A 19,084-nucleotide genomic window follows, 5' to 3' on the forward strand; every position below is an offset into this window, starting at 1 on the left:
TCACTAAGGTTTAAGCTTGGACTGGGGCTTTTAATAAAAGACTTGGAGGTGGACCAATACTTAAAAAGACACAATATTTAGAATTTATAATTAAGGAGGAGAAAAAGTGAGAAAATTTCACAAGGTATTTTCAATGGGATTTGTGGCGTTATTAAGCTTATCGTTGGTTGCAGGATGCGGTACGGCTCAGAAAACTGCCTCAGGTGGATCGGGTGATTCCAATACACCGATTAAGGTAGGGGGCAACTTAGAGCTGACTGGCGGAACGGCCATGTTTGGTCAAGCAGCACAGAATGCCATTAATTTAGCATTCGAACAGCAAAATGCCAAAGGTGGAGTTTTAGGCAGACAAATAGTTTTAGATGCGGCGGACAATAAATCAGATGCCGGGGAATCAACTTCGGCAGTTACCAAGCTTGTTACTCAAGATAAGGTTGTTGCCGTCATAGGATCAATGACAAGCTCAGTTACGCTTGCGGCTGTACCTGTTGTAACGGATAACAAGATCCCGATGATTTCACCGAGTGGGACTAACTCTAAGCTTACAGTGGATCCAGCAACTAATCAGGTTCGTCCATGGATTTTCCGAGCCTGTTTCATTGACCCATTCCAGGGTCAGGTTGCGGCGAATTTTGCGATTAACAATTTGAAGGCTAAAGCGGCTGCTATAATTATTGACCAGAAAAGTGATTATTCCAAAGGCTTAGCCGACGCTTTTAAGACGAACTTCCAAAAAGGGAATGGACAAATCGTTGGCACTGAGCAATATGTTGCGGGCAGTGACAAAGATTTCCGACCAATCTTAACTCGCATCAAAGCCGAAAATCCCGATATGGTATGGGTGCCGGGCTATTATCAAGAAGTTGGCCTAATCGTCAAGCAAGCACGTGAGTTAGGCATGAAAATGCCGTTCATGGGTGGAGATGGCTGGGATGATCCTCAGCTCTTCAATATCGGCGGCAACGACGCTTTGAACAATACTTACTATGTTGACCATGTAGCAACGGACGATCCGGGAATGGCTACCTTTGTTAAGGATTACAAAGCGAAATTTAACAGCGAACCTAATGCTATGGCAGCTTTGGGTTATGATGCTGCCAACCTGCTTATTAAAGCAATCGAAGATGCCAAGAGTACCGACCCAGAGAAAATCCGTACTGCTTTGGAAAATATGAAAGGTTTTAACGGAGTCGGCGGTGAGATTACCATCGATCCCAAAACTCATAATCCACTGAAGAGTGCCGTTATCAAAGAAAACAAAGATGGCAAATCTGTTTTCTTGACGCGTGTCGCTCCCTAAGAGACGATAATGAGTAGCAGAGCTACCAAAAATGGTTAAAACCATCCCATAAGCGGAGAGGGAGGGAAAAGATTCACCCTCTCTCTTCTAATTGGAAAGGTTATGCATAAAAGGGAGTGAGTATATGGGAAGTAGTATTGCATTACAAGTATTTCAACAAATTGTCAACGGGCTGTCCTTAGGAAGCATTTATGCGTTAATTGCCTTAGGATACACCATGGTCTACGGTATTGTTAAGCTGATTAATTTTGCCCATGGCGATGTAATGATGGTGGGAGCCTATGCGGGTTGGTATGCTACCACGGTCCTGCACTTATCGTTCTTGCCTGCTCTGCTGTTTGCAATGATATCCTGTGCAATTCTGGGAGTAGTTATAGAAAGGATTGCTTATAAACCTTTACGTAACGCAACGCGGATAGCGGCTTTGATTACGGCTATCGGTGTTTCACTATTTCTGGAATATGGCGGTATGCTGGTTGTGACCGCACAAGTTCGCACCTATCCTCCAGTTTTTCCGGAAACAATCTATAACGTGGGCGGAGTGATGTTCAAATACGGAGATATTGTCATGATCGTCACCGCTGTAGTCCTTATGGCTCTTCTTCATTTTACCGTTCAATATACAAAAATGGGGAAAGCAATGAGGGCTGTTTCTTTTGATAAAGATGCCGCGTTATTAATGGGCATTAATACAAATAACATTATCTCGTTTACCTTTGCTATTGGCTCTGCTCTAGCGGCAGCGGCCGGCGTGCTGCTGGGTGTGTACTTTAATACCATTGATCCGCTGATGGGTATTATCCCAGGATTAAAGGCTTTTGTAGCCGCAGTATTAGGCGGAATTGGAATTATTCCCGGAGCTATGGTCGGCGGCCTAATGTTAGGTTTAGTTGAATCGATCGTGAGTGGCTTTGGAGCTTCGACTTGGCGGGATGCCGTTGCCTTTCTCATCTTGATTCTTGTACTCATTGTTAAACCAAGCGGATTATTTGGTAAAAATGTACGTGAGAAAGTGTAGGTGAGAATAAATGAGCAACCTGTTCAACCGCAAAAATATAGTGGCACTTGTGGCGATTGGTCTTATATATGGTATTATTCAAGGACTGATCGTGGTTGATATACTGCCTCCTTTCTATAAGCTGACATTAATCCTCATTTGTATTTACATTATTCTTTCAACAAGTCTAAATTTAATTAACGGGATTACAGGGCAATTTTCAATTGGTCACGCCGGATTTATGGCGGTGGGAGCGTATATTTCGGCGATCGTAACGGCCATTCACCATGGCCCCTTGATTTTAGGCCTCCTAGCCGGGGCGCTTGTGGCTGCCGCAGCCGGTATTGTGGTCGGCTTGCCCACGCTTCGTCTCAATGGAGATTATTTGGCCATTGCCACCTTGGGCTTTGGCGAGATTGTAAGAATTATATTCTTGAACACAGAATATGTGGGAGGAGCCGCAGGATTTACCCTTCCAAGCAAAATTACCTGGACATGGGCCTTTGGCTTAATGGCCTTAAGTGTCATTTTAATAAAAAACTTTGTCAATTCCACTCATGGTCGAGCTTGTATCTCAGTTCGTGAAAATGAGATTGCGGCGGAGTCAATGGGTGTCAACACGACAAAATATAAGGTAATGGCCTTTACGCTGGGAGCCTTTTTTGCCGGTCTGGCCGGTGGGATTTACGCGAATTATATGTATATTATTCAGCCCATGACCTTTCAATTTTTAAAGTCCTTTGATATTCTGGTTATGGTGGTATTAGGTGGATTAGGTAGCATTACAGGTGGTATTGTCGGCGCCATAGTTATGACCTTGGTTTCTGCCCTGCTGTCTAGCTTCCCGGAATGGCGGCTTGTAATCACCGCAGTATTATTGATCATCATGATGATTTTCAGACCGACAGGATTATTGGGAACAAAGGAATTCAGCTTAAGCTTCCTGGGAAAGAAGGGTGAGAAAAATGCCTCTTCTAAGTATTGAGAATCTCTCTAAGTCATTCGGAGGCTTAAAAGCAGTTTCCGAATTAAATATTAAGATTGATGAGGGAGAATTAATTGGTCTCATTGGACCAAATGGTGCGGGAAAAACAACAGTTTTTAATCTTCTTACAGGGGTTTATGATAAATCTGAAGGGGATATATTATTTGAGGGCAAAAGTATATGTGGACTTAAACCCTACCAGGTGACTTCCCGCGGCATAGCCCGAACCTTCCAGAACATCCGCCTTTTTAGCGATCTGAGTGTTATTGACAATGTAAAAATTGCCTATCATCAACGTTCAGCCTACACGACACTGAGTGCTTTGCTGCGTTTGCCCAGCTTTTATTCGGGAGAAAAGACGATGCAGCGCAATGCTCTGGAACTGCTTAAAATTTTTCATCTTGAAAATAAGGCCAATGAAACAGCGAAAAATTTGCCCTACGGTGAACAGCGCCGTTTAGAGATTGCTCGGGCCTTGGCTACTGAGCCTAAGCTTTTATTGCTTGATGAGCCTGCCGCAGGTATGAATCCCCAGGAAACCCAAGAACTTATGAACCTTATTCGCTGGATAAGAGATAAATTCAAACTGACCATTCTCCTTATTGAGCACGATATGTCTTTGGTTATGGGCGTTTGTGAGCGTATCTATGTTTTGGATTACGGTATGATCATTGCTCACGGCGTTCCGGATGAAATCAAGCAAAATCCTAAAGTTATCGAGGCTTATTTAGGGGAGGAGGTTGTCTGATGCTGGTACTAGAAGATATTAATGTTTATTACGGTGCCATTCATGCCCTCAAAGGGATCTCCTTCCGTGTTGATCAGGGGGAAATAGTCACTCTAATTGGTTCAAATGGTGCAGGGAAAAGCACAAGCCTTAAAACAATCTCCGGATTACTGCGCCCGAAATCGGGAAAAATTACTTTTAATGAGGCAAATTTGGCTGTCGTTGCTCCGCAAAACATTGTGGCCAAAGGGATTTCTCAAGTTCCGGAAGGCAGGCATGTTTTTGCTAATATGACCGTTATTGAAAACTTAGAAATGGGATCTTATTTGCGCAAGGATAAAGCAGGGATAAAACAAGATCTTGAACGTGTGTATCAATTATTTCCACGTCTTAAAGAGCGGAGCAGTCAAGTTTCGGGAACTTTATCAGGTGGAGAACAACAAATGTTGGCAATGGGACGGGCTCTGATGTCCAAGCCTCAACTTCTTTTGCTTGATGAACCCTCAATGGGGCTGGCGCCGATTTTGGTTAAGCAGATCTTCTCAATTATTAAAGAAATTAATGAAAGCGGCACTACTATTTTGCTTGTGGAACAAAACGCTCACATGGCTCTTTCTGTAGCCAATCGGGCTTATGTGCTGGAGACAGGTAAGATTGTTCTTTCAGGAGATGCGAAGGAGTTAGCAGCCAGCGAAGAAATTCGCAAGGCCTATTTAGGAGGGTAATGCATATTCCTTATACTAGACTGGAAGTAGAACTTGCAGGTGGCGAATAGATATTCGGAAACGAACCAAGTTTTTACTTTATAGAACGTTTAAGTAGAAAGGGGTAAGGAAAAATGTATGTTCGCCAATTTATGACAACCCAAGTTTTCACGGTGTCTCCGGAGGAATCCATTGCAGATGCTATGGCCCTAATGCGTGAGAAAAAGGTTGATCGGCTGCCGGTTTTGGAGAAAGAAAAACTGGTAGGGTTTGTGACTGATGGGGATCTCCGGGAAGTTTCGCCATCACCAGCAACAACGTTGAGTATTTTTGAGCTCAATTATCTTGTAGCTAAAACCCCCATTCGAGAAGTTGCCATTAAAAAAGTTATCACTTGCCATCCGGACATGGGAATTGAAGACGCCGCATTGTTAATGCGGGAGCACAAAATTGGCGGGTTACCTGTACTTGAAGATAACAAACTTGTAGGTATTATCACGGGCTATGATATCTTAGACGCTTTCTTAGATATTATGGGCTCCCGCAGCCCCGGTAAACGCGTTGTTATTGAACGAAAAGACGAGAAAGGTATCTTGTTGGACATTGGTACAATATTTAAGAAATTTGATACCAATGTGGCGAGTTTTGCCTTTTACCATTTGCGGGAAAATAAAGTTCAGTTATTGGCTCGGCTGCAAGGTGAGCAGTTAGATGAGGTTAAAGCTTCCTTAGAAGAAAAAGGTTACATTATTCGTTGAAAAAACGTGGGAAGTAGAAGGGTTTCTTCTATTTCCCACGTTAACTGTCTTTCGGTTATAATTAGTGATTTCCTGAATTTTTGAGGTGCTTATTCTAAGTCAATGATAAACGGACATATTAAGTTTTCGTTTCAATATGTCCGTTTATCATTGACTTAGATCCGGATGGCAGCTTAAATAATACATGGTCAAGAAAACGCTGCTATCATTTGGGATTTACATAAGCTATTAGAACAGTTTCCTGCCCGCCCGAATTGGAGGAATTAAGTTTGTTTTCCAATTCTCTTAAATCTTGGACTTGATCGTTACTTAAAGCAGAGAAGAATATTTTAGAGTGATCCATCTGTGACTCCTTTCTAATTTAATGTTCTCATTATTAATATTTTAGATGATAAAAAGTTGTTAGATTTAGTATATACACATAGCTGTGCTTATATACTTGCGGGAATTAGAAAAAATTTTATTTGACAGAATGGCAATAGGATTAAAAAAATGATTTACTTCCATATTCAGTGCGAATGTGTTAAAATATCTGACGATAGAATGGGGATGGATGGTGGCTGGTGCTGCTCCCGGACTTCAAATCCGCGTGTCGGGACGCAGAACGTTCCGAGGTGTGTTCGATTCGCACGCATCCCCGCCACTTTCGAGCGTAGACAAGGCAGCGAGAAGCTGTCTTTTTGACGTATAGAGATCTTCGATGCTGATAGAGGAGGATTTCTCGGTAGAGAAATCGAATAAGTTCAGGTTAAACTTATTCGATTTTGTGTGAAGCAAAATTTTATTTTCGGAGCCGTATAAAAGAACCTTGCTGACGTCCAAAGATACTGTTTTCGCGCAGGTTGGCATAGCGGAAAAGTCTTGGGCTCAGTCGGGCTCAAGTGGCTGCTTTGTTGAACTTGTGCCGGCAGGAAATGAGCAAACGAAGTGGGTATTTTCTAGTACCAAAAGGGGGGATTGTATGAATCTAATTGATGTACTAATACTAGGGTTCATTTTGTTTGGAGCTCTAAGCGGATATCGAAGAGGGCTCCTAACTAGTATCGTGAATTTTTTAAGTAATTTAATAGGTTTCTTGATTGCCTCAAGGGAATATTCGAATGCTCTTCATTGGCTGGAACAGTACTTCCCCCTTCAGCAATGGCTGGAACCTATTGTCTATAGAATAATTCTTCCCTTGGTTCAATCTAAGGCCTCGACCTTACAGCAACAAGTTTTAGGAAATATTCTTGGGGCTTTACCTGAAGAATGGAGAAGTATTTTTGCTTCAGTAAACATTACCGGAAATGGACTATCTCAAAGTATTGAACAGCTTACTCAGCGTTTAGCCGGGGTATTAACCGAGCGCATTCTCGGCCTGGTTGCCTTTGGTTTGGTGTTTTACGGTATTGTAGTACTGATTCAATTTATCGTATCCCTTTTGCTGCGGCCTTTTGGTCATTGGGGCAGCTCTATTAACCGGGGAGGAGGCTTGTTTTTTGGAGGGATAAGCGCGTTAATTGGTTTAGCGGTCTTGGCAGGACTACTTTCTCCCCTCTCTCAGTTGGGGATGAGCGGGGGTTTTGTGACTCTCCTGCATAATTCAACGGGTTTTCCCTATTTGGTGAAAATTTTTAATGCTATGGATCAGGCTTTTTCAGCCCAGCTTAGTGAGAAACTACTCGATCCTCTAATAAAAGATAAGGGGACCTGGTTTTAATACATAAATCCATGAAGGAAGAAGAAAACTTAGGATATATTTTGGAGGGATCATAAAAATTCAAGAAGGAAAAAGGAGATTTTGCCGTGAGTATGCCAAAGAAAAAGTTGGCCTGGGATGGACTATCCTTGTCAGATAAAGAACACCAAACACTGCTGGATTATTTAACGTTTCTCAGCGAGGGAAAAACAGAAAGGAAGTCTTGGAGGATCTTGGAACAATGGGCAGCTAAGGCGGGATTTATTCCCCTTGCGGAAGCTCGGTCATTTTCCGGCGGGCAAAAAATTAGTTTAGCGGTGCGCGGCAAGGCAGGTCTTCTGGCCATTGCCGGTAAGCGCCCCCTAGATGAGGGATTTCGCTTAATTGCCGCTCATATTGATGTGCCCAGGCTTGATGTTAAGCAGCGTCCGCTTTACGAGGAGGAAGGACTTGCTTTTTTTAAAACTCATTATTACGGGGGAATTAAAAAATACCAATGGACTGCGTTGCCTCTTGCTCTTCACGGTGTGATCTTTTTAAGAGATGGAGAGAAGGTCGAGATTACCATCGGAGAAGATGAAGAAGATCCTATCTTTACAATCAATGATCTTCTTCCCCATCTGGCTAAAGATCAAAATCAAAAAAAATTGAGCGAGGCTATAACCGGTGAAGAACTAAACCTGTTGTTGGGTCATGATCCTGCCGGTGAGGAAGGAGAAGAGCGGGTAAAGCAAGCGGTTCTTCATATTCTCAAAGATAAGTACGGAGTTGAAGAGGACGATTTCGTAAGTGCGGAATTGGAAATCGTACCTGCAGGAAAGGCTCGTTTTGCCGGTTTAGATAAAAGCTTTATAGCAGGATATGGTCAAGATGACCGAATTTGCTCTTTTGCTGCCTGGAAGGCAATTGAGGAGATTGAGTATCCAGAATGGACGACAGTTGTTCTCTTTGCCGACAAAGAGGAGATTGGCAGCGACTCCAATACAGGCATGAAAGCCCGTTATTTGGAAAACTTTATTGCCGAGCTTCTTACGTTACAAACGGGCACATACAACGGACTTTCAGTTCGAAGATCTATGGCAAACAGTAAAGCCCTTTCAGCGGATGTCGCTCCCGGCTATGATCCGAACTATGCGGAGGTTATGGATAAACGAAATGCCGCTTTCCTGGGACGCGGGGTAGTGATCTGCAAATACACCGGATCTAAAGGGAAAGCAGCATCGAATGACGCCAACCCGGAATTTGTGGCTGAAATACGCCGAAGTTTTGATAAGGAGAAAATCTCCTGGCAAACGGCGGAGCTGGGCAAAGTGGATCAGGGGGGTGGTGGGACAATTGCTCAGTATATGGCTGTGTATGGCATGGAGGTGTTGGACTGCGGAGTTGGAATTTTGAGCATGCATGCCCCCTGGGAGATTTCCTCAGTCGCCGATTTTGTTATGCTGATGCGGGGGTATCGGGCATTCCTGACAAGTTCTGTATAGATTGTAGTACAGAAAAGGACGAGTTGAACAATGAGTATTTCATGGCTTCCCATAAATATCAGTGACTTCAATTGGCAGGATCTAAAATCATTTGCTTTAAATACGTTACTTTATATTGTTGTATTGCTGATTCTTGCCCGAGTGGCTTATAGCTTGTTTGTTTATCTTTTGCGCCGCATGTTGGTGGAGCGCAAAGGAAGGCAACTTTTAGATGAGCGAAAAGCGAACACGTTGTTTTCTCTTCTGCGCAGTATGTCTTTTTATCTCGTTACTTTCTTTGTTATTCTGCAAATTTTAAGGCACCTTTTTTTTAAGTTTGATACGGGTCCTTTGCTGGCCTCGGCAAGCGTTTTAGGAGTAGCCTTAGGTTTTGGAGCCCAAAGCCTTGTCAAAGATATGATTGCCGGTTTCTTTATTTTATTTGAGAACCAGTTTGCCGTAGGGGACTATGTGCAGACGGGAGAGTTTGTGGGCACTGTTGAGGAAACTGGAATTCGCACAACACGTATAAGAGCGTGGGGCGGAGAATTGCACATTATTCCCAATGGAAGTATTACGGCAGTTACTAATTTCAGCCGGGGCAAAATGTTGGCTAAGGTGGAAATTCAGTTGCCCTATGACGAAGACCTGGAACGTGTGATAGATGTGCTGCATGCAGTGTGCGAGGAAGTCAGTGCCGAGTTTAAAGAGCAGATTCTGGATGCCCCTACCGTTCAGGGGGTCACTCAATTCGGGGAACGAAATGTAGTGTTGCGGGTGATTGCTTTTACCAAGCCCGATCAGCAATGGAGCTTGGAACGGGAATTACGGCGCAGAATTCACAGTGCATTTTTAAAAGAAGGAATTCGTCCTCCTCAATTCCCAAGTGTTATTATTTCCGATCCTATGAGGGCTTCTGTCAAGGAAGAACAAAGACCGCCGGGAACCCCGACAAAGGCTTAAACGCCGAATAGCCAACTGTCAAACCTCGACTTAGGGGGAGTGATTTATGATTCAATTAAATGTGGGTGATATTGTTCGGCTGCGAAAACCACATCCGTGCGGAAGTGTCGATTGGAAAATTATGCGGACCGGAATGGATTTTCGGATTCAGTGTTTAGGATGCCAACACCAGGCGTGGATTCCCCGTATCAAACTTGAACGCAATATTAAAGAGATTCTTCAGCGGGCTGAAGAAAATCAGTAGCTACCCATTAAGAGGAGGTCAATATGACATTACATGCTGGAATTGTCGGTTTGCCGAACGTAGGTAAATCGACCTTGTTTAACGCAATTACTCAAGCGGGTGCAGAGGCGGCCAATTATCCCTTTTGCACGATTGATCCCAATGTGGGTATGGTAGAAGTTCCGGATTTTAGGTTACAGAAACTTGCCGATATGGTTCATCCGAAAAAGATAGTTCCCGCAACGGTGGAGTTTGTGGATATTGCCGGTTTGGTTAAGGGAGCCAGCAAAGGTGAAGGCTTAGGAAATAAATTTTTATCTCACATTCGTGAGGTTGACGCCATTGTACACGTTGTGCGCTGTTTCGAAGATCCCAACGTAATCCATGTTGAAGGTTCTGTTAACCCGGAGCGGGACATTGAAACGATTGATTTGGAACTGATTCTGGCGGATATGGAAAGCATTGAGAGACGCTCGGAACGTTCCTCTAAATTGTTGAAAATGGGAGATAAAAAGGCGCGCGTGGAAGTTGAGCTGCTGGAACGCTTAAAGCAGGTGTTCAACCAGGGTAAAGGGGCGCGTACCCTAACCTATACGGAAGAAGAGCGTGAAATACTGAAAGGGTTTTCGCTTCTGACCTTGAAGCCTGTGCTTTACGTAGCCAATGTTCGAGAGGATGGGTTGGCCACGGCGGCGGATAATCCCTATGTTCAGCAAGTGAAAGGAATCGCTGCTCAAGAAGGAGCGGAGGTTGTCGTTGTCTGCGCTCAAATAGAGGCGGAAATTTCTGAGCTTGAGCCGGAGGAAAAGGAAGTTTTTTTACAAGATTTAGGGTTAAGCGAGTCAGGACTGGATCAACTAATCAGGGTCTCTTTTCATCTTCTTGGACTTATGACCTTTTTTACAGCAGGCCCGTTAGAGGTAAAAGCTTGGACGATTTATCAGGGAACAAAGGCACCTCAGGCGGCAGGTGTAATTCATACGGACTTTGAACGTGGCTTTATTCGCGCCGAAGTGGTCTCCTATCGGGACTTTGTAGACAATAACGGTTTAAATGGCGCTCGGGACAAGGGTCTGGTGCGTTTGGAAGGAAAAGACTATATCATGCGCGACGGGGATATTGTTCATTTCCGTTTTAACGTTTAAAAAAATTGCTGTTTTGCTAGCCTTCAATTAATAATTTAGGCAAGTATAGTTGCTTTTTAAAGGACAAAATGATATACTCTTAACCTGGTAGTCAAAATATCCCTGCTCCGTTCAACGGGGCCGTTAAGTCCGAGGGGAGGTGCAAATATGAAAGCGTATGAAATACTTTATATTATCCGGCCGGATATGGATGAGGAAGCAACGACCGCACTTGTCGATCGTTTCAGTGGAGTTGCCTCCAGCAATGGCGCCCAAAACGTCACGGTAGAAAAGTGGGGTAAGCGCCGTTTAGCTTATGAAATCCAGGATTACAAAGAAGGCCAATACATTCTCATGAACTTCGATGCTGAAGGGAAGATATCCCAGGAAATCGAACGGGTTATGAAAATTTCTGACGATGTCATTCGTTTTTTAACCGTTAGAAAAGATGACTAAAGGACGGTGGGGCATAGATGTTGAATCGAGTCGTTTTGATTGGCCGGTTAACTAAAGACCCCGAGTTGCGTTATACCCCGACTGGGGTGGCCGTAACGAATTTTACTTTAGCAATTGATCGCAACTATAAAAACGCTCAGGGCGAGCGGGAGACCGACTTTATACCTTGCGTTGTTTACCGGCAGACCGCTGAATTTACAGCAAATTATTTGGCGAAAGGTAAAATGGCTGCCGTAGATGGTCGGATTCAAGTCCGCTCCTATACGGGTCAAGACGGTCAAAAACGCTGGGTTACCGAAGTTATTGGAGATAATGTTCATCTCCTTAGTCCGAAAGACAGTGGAGGACAGGACATGGGCGCTCCAAGCGGAACCCGTTCCTTTGGACATGAAGTAAATCTGGATGATGATATCCCATTCTAAACAAGGAGGGGAGCCTAGTATGAAACGTGAACGCGGACGTCGCCCCAGAAAACGGGTGTGCAGCTTTTGTGTAGATAAAGTTGAATCCATGGATTATAAAGAAACACATAAACTACGCAAGTATATTACGGAACGTGGTAAAATATTACCCCGTCGAATCTCCGGGAACTGCGCTATGCATCAGCGCCAAGTAACCTTGGCCATTAAACGTGCTCGTAGTATTGCCTTGTTACCGTATAGTGTAGAGTAGAAAAAGGGAGCGGGAGCTCCCTTTTTGATTTTTGAGACTTTCTTGGGAGTATTTTCATACATAAACAGTGCAGGAAATTTACTGGGTTATCACGAATTGTATCTTGAAGAAATCCAGCTTGAGGAGGGAGCGGCCCTGGAAAATATTGAGGTTGATGTTGTAAAAGGCTTAAGGGCTATTGATGAACTCAAAGTCAATTTAATTCAGGCCCAGTGGCTGATCCAACACGGAACGCTGAGTGGTTCTGAGACTGAGATGCTTCAAGGATTGGCAGATCTGGTGGGAATGAGCTATTTGATGGCCAGGCGATTAGGCTTTGATTTTTCCCGGCTTGACCGTGTCTTGCTGCAACGCCTTGAGAGCTTAAAAAATACGGATGAGATGAATCTTGAAAAGCAGTGGGGAGATTTTAGCTTACTTTTAAGTTATCTTGCCCCTGAGGACTAAGTTAATAGGAGAATCGGAGAACATGTTTTTACGTGATGAAGTGGCTGTCAGCTATGTCGTCGGGGCTATCCTCCTGGCTTTCCCTTGGTTGGGAGTTGCATGGGGAACATGGGGCTTTTTTTGGACTGTATTTATGTTGTTTGCGGTCTTTTTGGTGGGTTTGCGCAGAGGGCTGCCGGTTGTCGCGACTGTTCTCTTAATTAGCTATGCGGCACCGTTAATCGGCTTTGGTACATCGGCCCTCAATCAATTAAGTTTTGTGCCGTGGGCTGGCTTATTGGGTGTTTATGGCTGGCAAAAGCAATGGCCGGTTCGGGTTACTTTCTTTTGGAGCGCTGTCCTGGCGGCAGTTTTAGGTGTCATACCAATGCTCCTGTTCACCGTTCAGGGAATTGATGCCAAATCTGTGACAGATATCATTAATTCAGTCATTCAGCAATACGAAGCATCAGGGTTGTTGTCAGCAATGCAACAACAAGGTATTTCTGAGGTCCAGTTGCGCCAGTTAATGCAGCAGTTAATTCAGCTCTATGTTCTGATTCTGCCAAGCTTTGTGGTGATGGGAGCTTTATTTGAATATTCCCTTGTTTTTTACCTATTAAGACGGTGGTTAAATCCTAATGGCCGCATCCCCTTTGCCCGCTGGCGCTTGCCTTGGTATGCGGTTTGGGGCGCAGTTTTCGGCTTAGCCTTTTATTTGTTGGGGGATCAATTTTCCTGGACGGTCTTGCGTGGCCTGGGCATTAATTTGATGGTAATATACGGAGCTTTAGCATTAGTTCTGGGAACAGCCGTATATTTGTATCTGCTTCAATCGCCAAGAATTCCGCGCTTTTTGAAATGGGTTTTAATTGTAGCCAGTTTTATTTATTTTTTCTTTAGTATTTCAGGTATCATTTTGTTTGGACTCTTTGATTTAGTGTTTAATTTTCGTCGTTTACCTGAGGAATCATAAGGGGGAATTTACATGAAGGTCATTTTACAAGCGGATGTCAAAGGAACCGGTAAGAAGGGGCAGGTTTATGAAGTGGCTGACGGATATGCTCGAAATTTCCTGTTTCCGAAAAAGTTAGCTATAGAGGCGACTACAGGAAATATGCAGGATATCTCACATAAGAAGGCCGCTGAAGACCGCCGTAAGATCAAAGAAAAAGAAGAGGCGGCTGCTTTAGGAAGTAAACTCAATGCTCTGCAAATTGAAGTTAAAACAAAGACCGGTGAAGGCGGACGCTTATTTGGTTCTGTGACCAGCAAAGAGATCGCCGAGGTATTAAAAAAGCAATACGGTTTTGAAGTAGACAAACGCAAACTCGAACTAAAAGATCCTATAAAAGCTTTAGGAAGCTATGAAGTTCCCGTAAAGATTCATCCGGACGTAACGGCTAAACTTCAGGTACATGTTTCGGCGTTATAAGCTTAAGCAAAATTCAGGAGCTGTGTGGGCAGCAGTATTTTCTGTTGGGAAAATACTGCTGTTGTCGATAAAGACTGATCTCGTGAAAGGGGACCCCTGATGAAAGGGATTTTGAGAAAATGGCTGAATCGTACGAATGTTGGAGATCGGTTGCTTGACGAGGAGGAGTGGAGCAAAGAAGTTGAGGCACTTTATAGTTTAGCTGCGAATTTTTATGGAGCAGATAAATTAGTGCTTAAAGCCAGTAAATTAGAAGCCCTCACGCTGATGCGTTCGGAAGACCTTGTTGAGCGTATTGCGGGACTGCGCAAAATCGTCATGGATGATCCAACAATTCAGGAATTCCCGAAGATACAGGATATTCCTAAAATTATAGACGAAATTGAAGATCAAATGGCCGAATTAATTGCGCGGCGTTCTATCGAAGAACGATTGGAACGGGTTGTCTCGGAGAAGATGCAGGAACGGCATGAGGATTATGTGAAAGAAATTAAAATTCAAGTTCTCCAGGAAACAGCAGGACCTGAAAATGCCCAAACCCTTAAAAAGCTGGCGATTCTGGAAAAAATGAATACGGTTTCACTTAACCGTTCAGCGGCTGAAGTGCTTCGCCCGCAGACTGTTGAGGAAATTATCGGACAAGAAAGCGCTGTGCAAGCGCTTTTGGCCAAGTTGGCAACACCCTATCCACAGCATATTTTAATTTATGGTCCTCCGGGGGTAGGTAAGACGTCTGCCGCTCGCGTGGCCTTGGAAACGGTCAAAAGTCATGCTAATTCCCCCTTTGCTCAAGGGGCGCCATTTATTGAAGTTGACGGAACAACGTTGCGTTGGGATCCCAGGGATGTAACCAATCCTCTTATGGGATCTGTTCATGATCCTATCTATCAGGGCTCAAAACGGGACTTGGCGGATACCGGGGTACCTGAGCCCAAAATGGGTTTAGTCAGTGATGCCCATGGAGGGATTCTCTTTATTGATGAAATTGGCGACATGGACCCTTTGCTTTTGAATAAATTGCTTAAGGTCCTTGAAGACAAGCGCGTGACTTTTGATTCTTCTTATTATGATCCAAGCGATCCTCAAGTCCCGCAGTGGATTAAGAAGCTCTTTGACGAAGGGGCGCCGGCAGATTTTGTTCTGATTGGCGCCACAACTCGGGACCCCATGGAGCTTAATCCTGCGCTGCGTTCTCGCTGTTCGGAGGTCTTTTTTATTCCCCTCGAACCGAAAGACATTCAGCATATTATTCGGCAGGCCGCACTAAAACTGGAGGTTGCTCTGGAGGACAATGTCCCCGAGATAATAAGCGAATATGTTATCGAGGGAAGGAAAGCAAACAGCATTCTCACCGATGCTTACGGCTTAGCGAGATACCGAAGTTCAAGCCCGGAGGCTGTTAAAATTACTTGCGCCGATGTGCAAGAAGTTTTGCGCTCAGCTCGGCTTACCCCGTATGTTTTCCGCAAGGCTCAGCCCGGCGCAGAAATAGGACGAATTTTGGGGCTAGGGGTTGCCGGTTTCTTAGGATCGGTTTTAGAAATTGAAGCTATTGCTTTTCCGAGCGAGGACGAGAAAGGAACGGTGCGGTTTAACGAGACGGCAGGGAGTATGGCCAGGGATGCGGTTTTTAATGCTACGGCGGTGATTCGTGAACTGACTGGGGAAAATTTGCGCAACTATGATGTTCATGTGAACGTTGTTGGCGGTGCCAGAATTGACGGTCCTTCAGCAGGTCTGGCGACAACGCTGGCGATATACAGTGCTTTGAAGCAAATTCCTCTGCGTCAAGATGTTGCCATTACCGGGGAAATTTCTATTCAAGGCAAAGTTAAACCTGTTGGTGGAATTTACGAGAAAATATTTGGGGCCAAACAGGCCGATGTCCGTAAAGTTATAATTCCTTTGGACAACATGGTTGATGTACCGCAAAGTTTGCGTGGGATTGAAGTTGTGGGAGTCAATACGGTTAATGACGCTATAAAACAGGTTTTTTCTACTGATCCCAAAGTATATTTGAGTTAAACAATTGATAGAGGCTTCTGGCATCTCCAGTTGTAAGGACACCCGGCACTTCATGATCTATAAGGCGGCTAAGGCGATTAGCTCTGCCGGATGATTGAGGAGTGCGAAAATAGTGCCTTTGTTTGATGCCAGCTACGTTTTTTATATGTTATAGACGTGAGTGACCAGGAGGAGAAAAGAATATGGAACCATTAAGAGTTCCACCGCAGAACTTGGAAGCAGAACAATCGGTTTTAGGAGCCATGATGCTCGAACCTGAGTCCGGAAGTTCCGTCTTTGAATTACTTCAGCCGGAGGATTTTTATCGGGATAGTCACCGCCTGATATTCTCAGCTATCCGGGATCTTTTCGAAAAAGGTGATCCAGTTGACCTTGTCAGTGTTGCTGAGGTTTTACGTCAGCAAGGCCGCTTAGAACAAGTTGGTGGGATTGCCACGATCTCCGAAATTGCCCGTTCGGTTCCATCTGCGGCGAATGTGGATTATTATGCCAAACTTGTCACTGAAAAAGCCCTTTTGCGTCAGCTCATCCAGGTGACAAGCGGTATTCTTGAGCGAGGGTATGAGCCGGGCGAAGAGGCTAAGAATCTTCTTGAAGAGGCAGAAAAATTAATTCTTGATCTTTCACGCAGACGGGTTAAAGACGGCTTTAGCATAATCCGGGATGTGCTCCTGGATACTTTCGAGAAAATCGAATATCTTTATGCCAATAAAGGGAATCTGACAGGTGTTCCGACTTTTTTTACGGAATTAGACCGCATGACTTCAGGCTGGCAGCCGTCGGATCTCGTGATTATCGCCGCGCGCCCTTCCATGGGGAAAACAGCGCTGGTTCTTAACATGGCCCAAAATGCTGCTGTCAGGGCTAAGATACCTGTGGCTGTCTTCAGTTTGGAAATGTCTAAAGAACAGTTGGTACAAAGAATGCTGTGCGGGGAAGCAATGGTCGATCAGCAGCGCGTGAGAACAGGTGAATTGTTGGATGCGGATTGGCCTAAGCTTACACGTGCAGTTGGTCCCTTGTCGGACGCGCCGATTTTTATTGATGATACTGTGGGAATTTCTCTGGCAGAGCTGCGCTCCAAAGCACGTCGTTTAAAAACCGAACATGATTTAGGCATGGTGATCATTGATTATCTGCAATTGTTGTCTGTGGGAAAAAGGACGGAAAGCAGGCAACAAGAGGTTGCCCAAATCTCCAGAACCCTTAAAGGACTGGCGCGTGAGCTGAAGGTTCCGGTAATTGCCCTGTCCCAATTGAACCGGGGGGTTGAGCAACGTCAAGACAAACGTCCGATTATGTCCGACCTGTTAGAGTCCGGCGCTATCGAAGCGGATGCCGACGTCATTTCTTTTATTTACAGGGATGAATATTATAATCAAGAGTCAGAAAAAAAAGGAATAGCGGAATTAATTATTGCCAAACATCGCAATGGCCCCGTTGGGACTGTTGAATTAGGATTTCTTAAAGAGTTTACAAAATTCGTCAATCTTGATCGCCAGCATCAAGTACTATGATAACTTCCTCCCGTTCTATGATGGACTGGAGGATTTTTATTTATTTCTGCAATTTGAGAAAGGTTGAAGAATCTTATCCCGAATGATTATCGTGTATTCTTGATTAATGTTCGGTTATTGCATTGACAATGAGAGAGAGGATTGTTAAGATGAGATTGTTTGCGATGAGAAGTTTTCAAATTGCAAAAATCAAATGCTCTCGGAGGGGATACCATGAAACATGAAGTGGATGTCTTGATTATCGGGGCGGGTCCAGCGGGAATATTTACGGCTTTAGAGCTGACGAAGCATAATAATAACCTGAAAATTCTGATTGTAGATAGCGGCCGAACCATAGAAAAACGGAAATGCCCGGCCCGGACGACAGGAGTTTGTGCGGGATGTAATCCTTGTGCCATTACCAGAGGCTGGTCTGGGGCAGGTGCTTTTAGCGATGGAAAGCTGTCCTTAAGTCCTGCTGTGGGAGGCCGGCTGACGGAATATATGAGGGAGGATGAAGCACAAGCCCTGATTGATTATGCCGATTCTATTTACCGGCTTTTTGGGGCACAGGAAACGGTCTATGGCTTAGATACGCGCCGCGTAGAGGAAATTCAATACGATGCCTCAAGGCATAATATCCAGTTAATTCATTGCCCTGTGCGCCATTTGGGGACTGAGCTGGCATATGATGTTTTAAAAGGCATGTATAGCCATTTAATGACTAAGACGAATACAACGTTCTGGGAACTTGCGGAGGTCAAGGACATTTTGGCTGGCCCTGAAGGGGCCCAGGGAGCAATCATCCAACGTCGGGATGAGGCCGAACTTGATGAAGTGTTTGCCCGGTATGTGGTCGCGGCGCCTGGCCGAGGCGGAGCCAACTGGCTTGCAGCTCAAACGGTCCGCTTAGGGGTAGTCACGGAAAATAACGAAGTGGATATCGGAGTGCGTGTGGAAGTTCCGAACTCGATTATGGATCATTTAACAAAAGAATTATATGAGGCAAAACTTGTTTATTACTCGGATACCTTTGACCTTAAAACCCGCAGTTTTTGCGTTAACCCTGGCGGAGTTGTTTCCGAAGAGCATTATGATGGCGGCATAGCCGTTGTGAATGGGCACAGCTATGCCGATGCCGCTAAAAAAACCAAGAATACAAATTTTGCTTTGTTAGTTTCTACTCGCTTTACGGAGCCTTTTAATCAACCGATTGAATATGGCCGGTATATTGCGAGACTGGCCAATATGCTGACGGGCGGCGGTGTGATGGTACAGCGTCTGGGTGACCTGATTCAGGGCAGAAGAACAACGGACAGTCGTTTGCGCAAGTCGACGACGGTTCCAACGCTTCTTTCTGCGGTTCCTGGTGATCTCAGCTACGTCTTGCCTGCTCGCTATCTCACCTCCTTAACGGAAACTCTTAAAGCGTTTGATAAGATTGCGCCGGGCATGTACTCTAAGAACACGCTGCTTTATGGAGTGGAGGTCAAATTTTATTCTTCGAAAGTTAAAGTTAAGACGAATTTTGAAACAGCGATTCCTCGTTTGTATGCTATTGGCGATGGCGCCGGAATTACCCGGGGGTTGATGCAGGCTTCGACCACAGGGATTGTTGTGGCGCGGGATATTGTGTCTCAAGAATAAAGGAC

Annotated in this window: 20 protein-coding genes and 1 tRNA gene; all 21 read left to right on the forward strand. The window is 44.6% G+C overall.

The window, feature by feature from the left end:
- Positions 1-133 precede the first annotated feature (133 nt).
- Positions 134-1,300, forward strand: coding sequence for an ABC transporter substrate-binding protein (locus tag REC12_RS02535; RefSeq protein WP_374214158.1), 1,167 nt, complete (start codon positions 134-136; stop codon positions 1,298-1,300).
- Positions 1,301-1,424: 124 nt separating this feature from the next.
- Positions 1,425-2,318: a branched-chain amino acid ABC transporter permease gene (locus REC12_RS02540; protein ID WP_308892148.1), complete on the forward strand. Its 894-nt coding sequence runs from the start codon at positions 1,425-1,427 to the stop codon at positions 2,316-2,318.
- A 10-nt stretch (positions 2,319-2,328) separates the two neighbouring features.
- Positions 2,329-3,282, forward strand: coding sequence for a branched-chain amino acid ABC transporter permease (locus tag REC12_RS02545; protein WP_308892149.1), 954 nt, complete (start codon positions 2,329-2,331; stop codon positions 3,280-3,282).
- Complete coding sequence (locus REC12_RS02550; protein ID WP_308892151.1) at positions 3,263-4,030, forward strand: ABC transporter ATP-binding protein; 768 nt, start codon at positions 3,263-3,265, stop codon at positions 4,028-4,030. Before REC12_RS02545 ends, REC12_RS02550 begins: the two co-directional genes overlap by 20 nt.
- Positions 4,030-4,734 carry an ABC transporter ATP-binding protein gene (locus REC12_RS02555; protein WP_308892153.1) on the forward strand — a complete coding sequence of 235 codons (705 nt, stop codon included), beginning with the start codon at positions 4,030-4,032 and terminating at the stop codon, positions 4,732-4,734. Before REC12_RS02550 ends, REC12_RS02555 begins: the two co-directional genes overlap by 1 nt.
- A 113-nt stretch (positions 4,735-4,847) precedes the next feature.
- The gene (locus tag REC12_RS02560; protein ID WP_308892155.1) at positions 4,848-5,471 is read left to right on the forward strand and encodes a CBS domain-containing protein; all 624 of its coding nucleotides are present in this window, start codon (positions 4,848-4,850) and stop codon (positions 5,469-5,471) included.
- 545 nt (positions 5,472-6,016) lie between these two features.
- A tRNA-Sec gene (locus tag REC12_RS02565) sits at positions 6,017-6,114 on the forward strand.
- A gap of 318 nt (positions 6,115-6,432) precedes the next feature.
- Positions 6,433-7,170 (forward strand): CvpA family protein, encoded by a 738-nt coding sequence (locus REC12_RS02570; protein WP_308892157.1) that lies wholly within the window; start codon positions 6,433-6,435, stop codon positions 7,168-7,170.
- A gap of 92 nt (positions 7,171-7,262) precedes the next feature.
- Positions 7,263-8,633 (forward strand): aminopeptidase, encoded by a 1,371-nt coding sequence (locus REC12_RS02575; RefSeq protein ID WP_308892189.1) that lies wholly within the window; start codon positions 7,263-7,265, stop codon positions 8,631-8,633.
- A 30-nt stretch (positions 8,634-8,663) separates the two neighbouring features.
- Complete coding sequence (locus REC12_RS02580; RefSeq protein ID WP_308892158.1) at positions 8,664-9,575, forward strand: mechanosensitive ion channel family protein; 912 nt, start codon at positions 8,664-8,666, stop codon at positions 9,573-9,575.
- A 46-nt stretch (positions 9,576-9,621) separates the two neighbouring features.
- On the forward strand, positions 9,622-9,819 hold the full coding sequence (locus tag REC12_RS02585) for a DUF951 domain-containing protein (RefSeq protein WP_308892159.1): 198 nt from the start codon (positions 9,622-9,624) through the stop codon (positions 9,817-9,819).
- A 23-nt stretch (positions 9,820-9,842) separates the two neighbouring features.
- Positions 9,843-10,943 carry a redox-regulated ATPase YchF gene (gene ychF, locus REC12_RS02590; RefSeq protein WP_308892161.1) on the forward strand — a complete coding sequence of 367 codons (1,101 nt, stop codon included), beginning with the start codon at positions 9,843-9,845 and terminating at the stop codon, positions 10,941-10,943.
- Between the two features lie 147 nt (positions 10,944-11,090).
- The gene (rpsF, locus tag REC12_RS02595) at positions 11,091-11,378 is read left to right on the forward strand and encodes a 30S ribosomal protein S6 (RefSeq protein WP_308892163.1); all 288 of its coding nucleotides are present in this window, start codon (positions 11,091-11,093) and stop codon (positions 11,376-11,378) included.
- A 17-nt stretch (positions 11,379-11,395) separates the two neighbouring features.
- Entirely contained in the window at positions 11,396-11,800 is a 405-nt protein-coding gene (locus REC12_RS02600; protein WP_308892165.1) for a single-stranded DNA-binding protein, read from the forward strand.
- 19 nt (positions 11,801-11,819) lie between these two features.
- Positions 11,820-12,050 (forward strand): 30S ribosomal protein S18, encoded by a 231-nt coding sequence (rpsR, locus tag REC12_RS02605; protein WP_014829502.1) that lies wholly within the window; start codon positions 11,820-11,822, stop codon positions 12,048-12,050.
- A gap of 96 nt (positions 12,051-12,146) precedes the next feature.
- Positions 12,147-12,497, forward strand: a complete 351-nt coding sequence (locus tag REC12_RS02610) for a MazG-like family protein (RefSeq protein ID WP_308892191.1) — start codon at positions 12,147-12,149, stop codon at positions 12,495-12,497.
- A gap of 22 nt (positions 12,498-12,519) precedes the next feature.
- Positions 12,520-13,452, forward strand: a complete 933-nt coding sequence (locus REC12_RS02615; protein WP_308892167.1) for a DUF2232 domain-containing protein — start codon at positions 12,520-12,522, stop codon at positions 13,450-13,452.
- 12 nt (positions 13,453-13,464) lie between these two features.
- Positions 13,465-13,911 carry a 50S ribosomal protein L9 gene (gene rplI / locus REC12_RS02620; RefSeq protein ID WP_308892169.1) on the forward strand — a complete coding sequence of 149 codons (447 nt, stop codon included), beginning with the start codon at positions 13,465-13,467 and terminating at the stop codon, positions 13,909-13,911.
- A gap of 99 nt (positions 13,912-14,010) precedes the next feature.
- Positions 14,011-15,936: a Lon family ATP-dependent protease gene (lonC, locus tag REC12_RS02625; RefSeq protein WP_308892170.1), complete on the forward strand. Its 1,926-nt coding sequence runs from the start codon at positions 14,011-14,013 to the stop codon at positions 15,934-15,936.
- A gap of 182 nt (positions 15,937-16,118) precedes the next feature.
- On the forward strand, positions 16,119-17,453 hold the full coding sequence (gene dnaB, locus REC12_RS02630) for a replicative DNA helicase (RefSeq protein ID WP_308892172.1): 1,335 nt from the start codon (positions 16,119-16,121) through the stop codon (positions 17,451-17,453).
- 213 nt (positions 17,454-17,666) lie between these two features.
- Entirely contained in the window at positions 17,667-19,079 is a 1,413-nt protein-coding gene (locus tag REC12_RS02635) for an NAD(P)/FAD-dependent oxidoreductase (protein ID WP_308892174.1), read from the forward strand.
- Positions 19,080-19,084 lie beyond the last annotated feature (5 nt).

This window comes from Candidatus Desulfosporosinus nitrosoreducens (genome assembly GCF_030954495.1).
GTDB lineage: Bacteria > Bacillota > Desulfitobacteriia > Desulfitobacteriales > Desulfitobacteriaceae > Desulfosporosinus > Desulfosporosinus nitrosoreducens.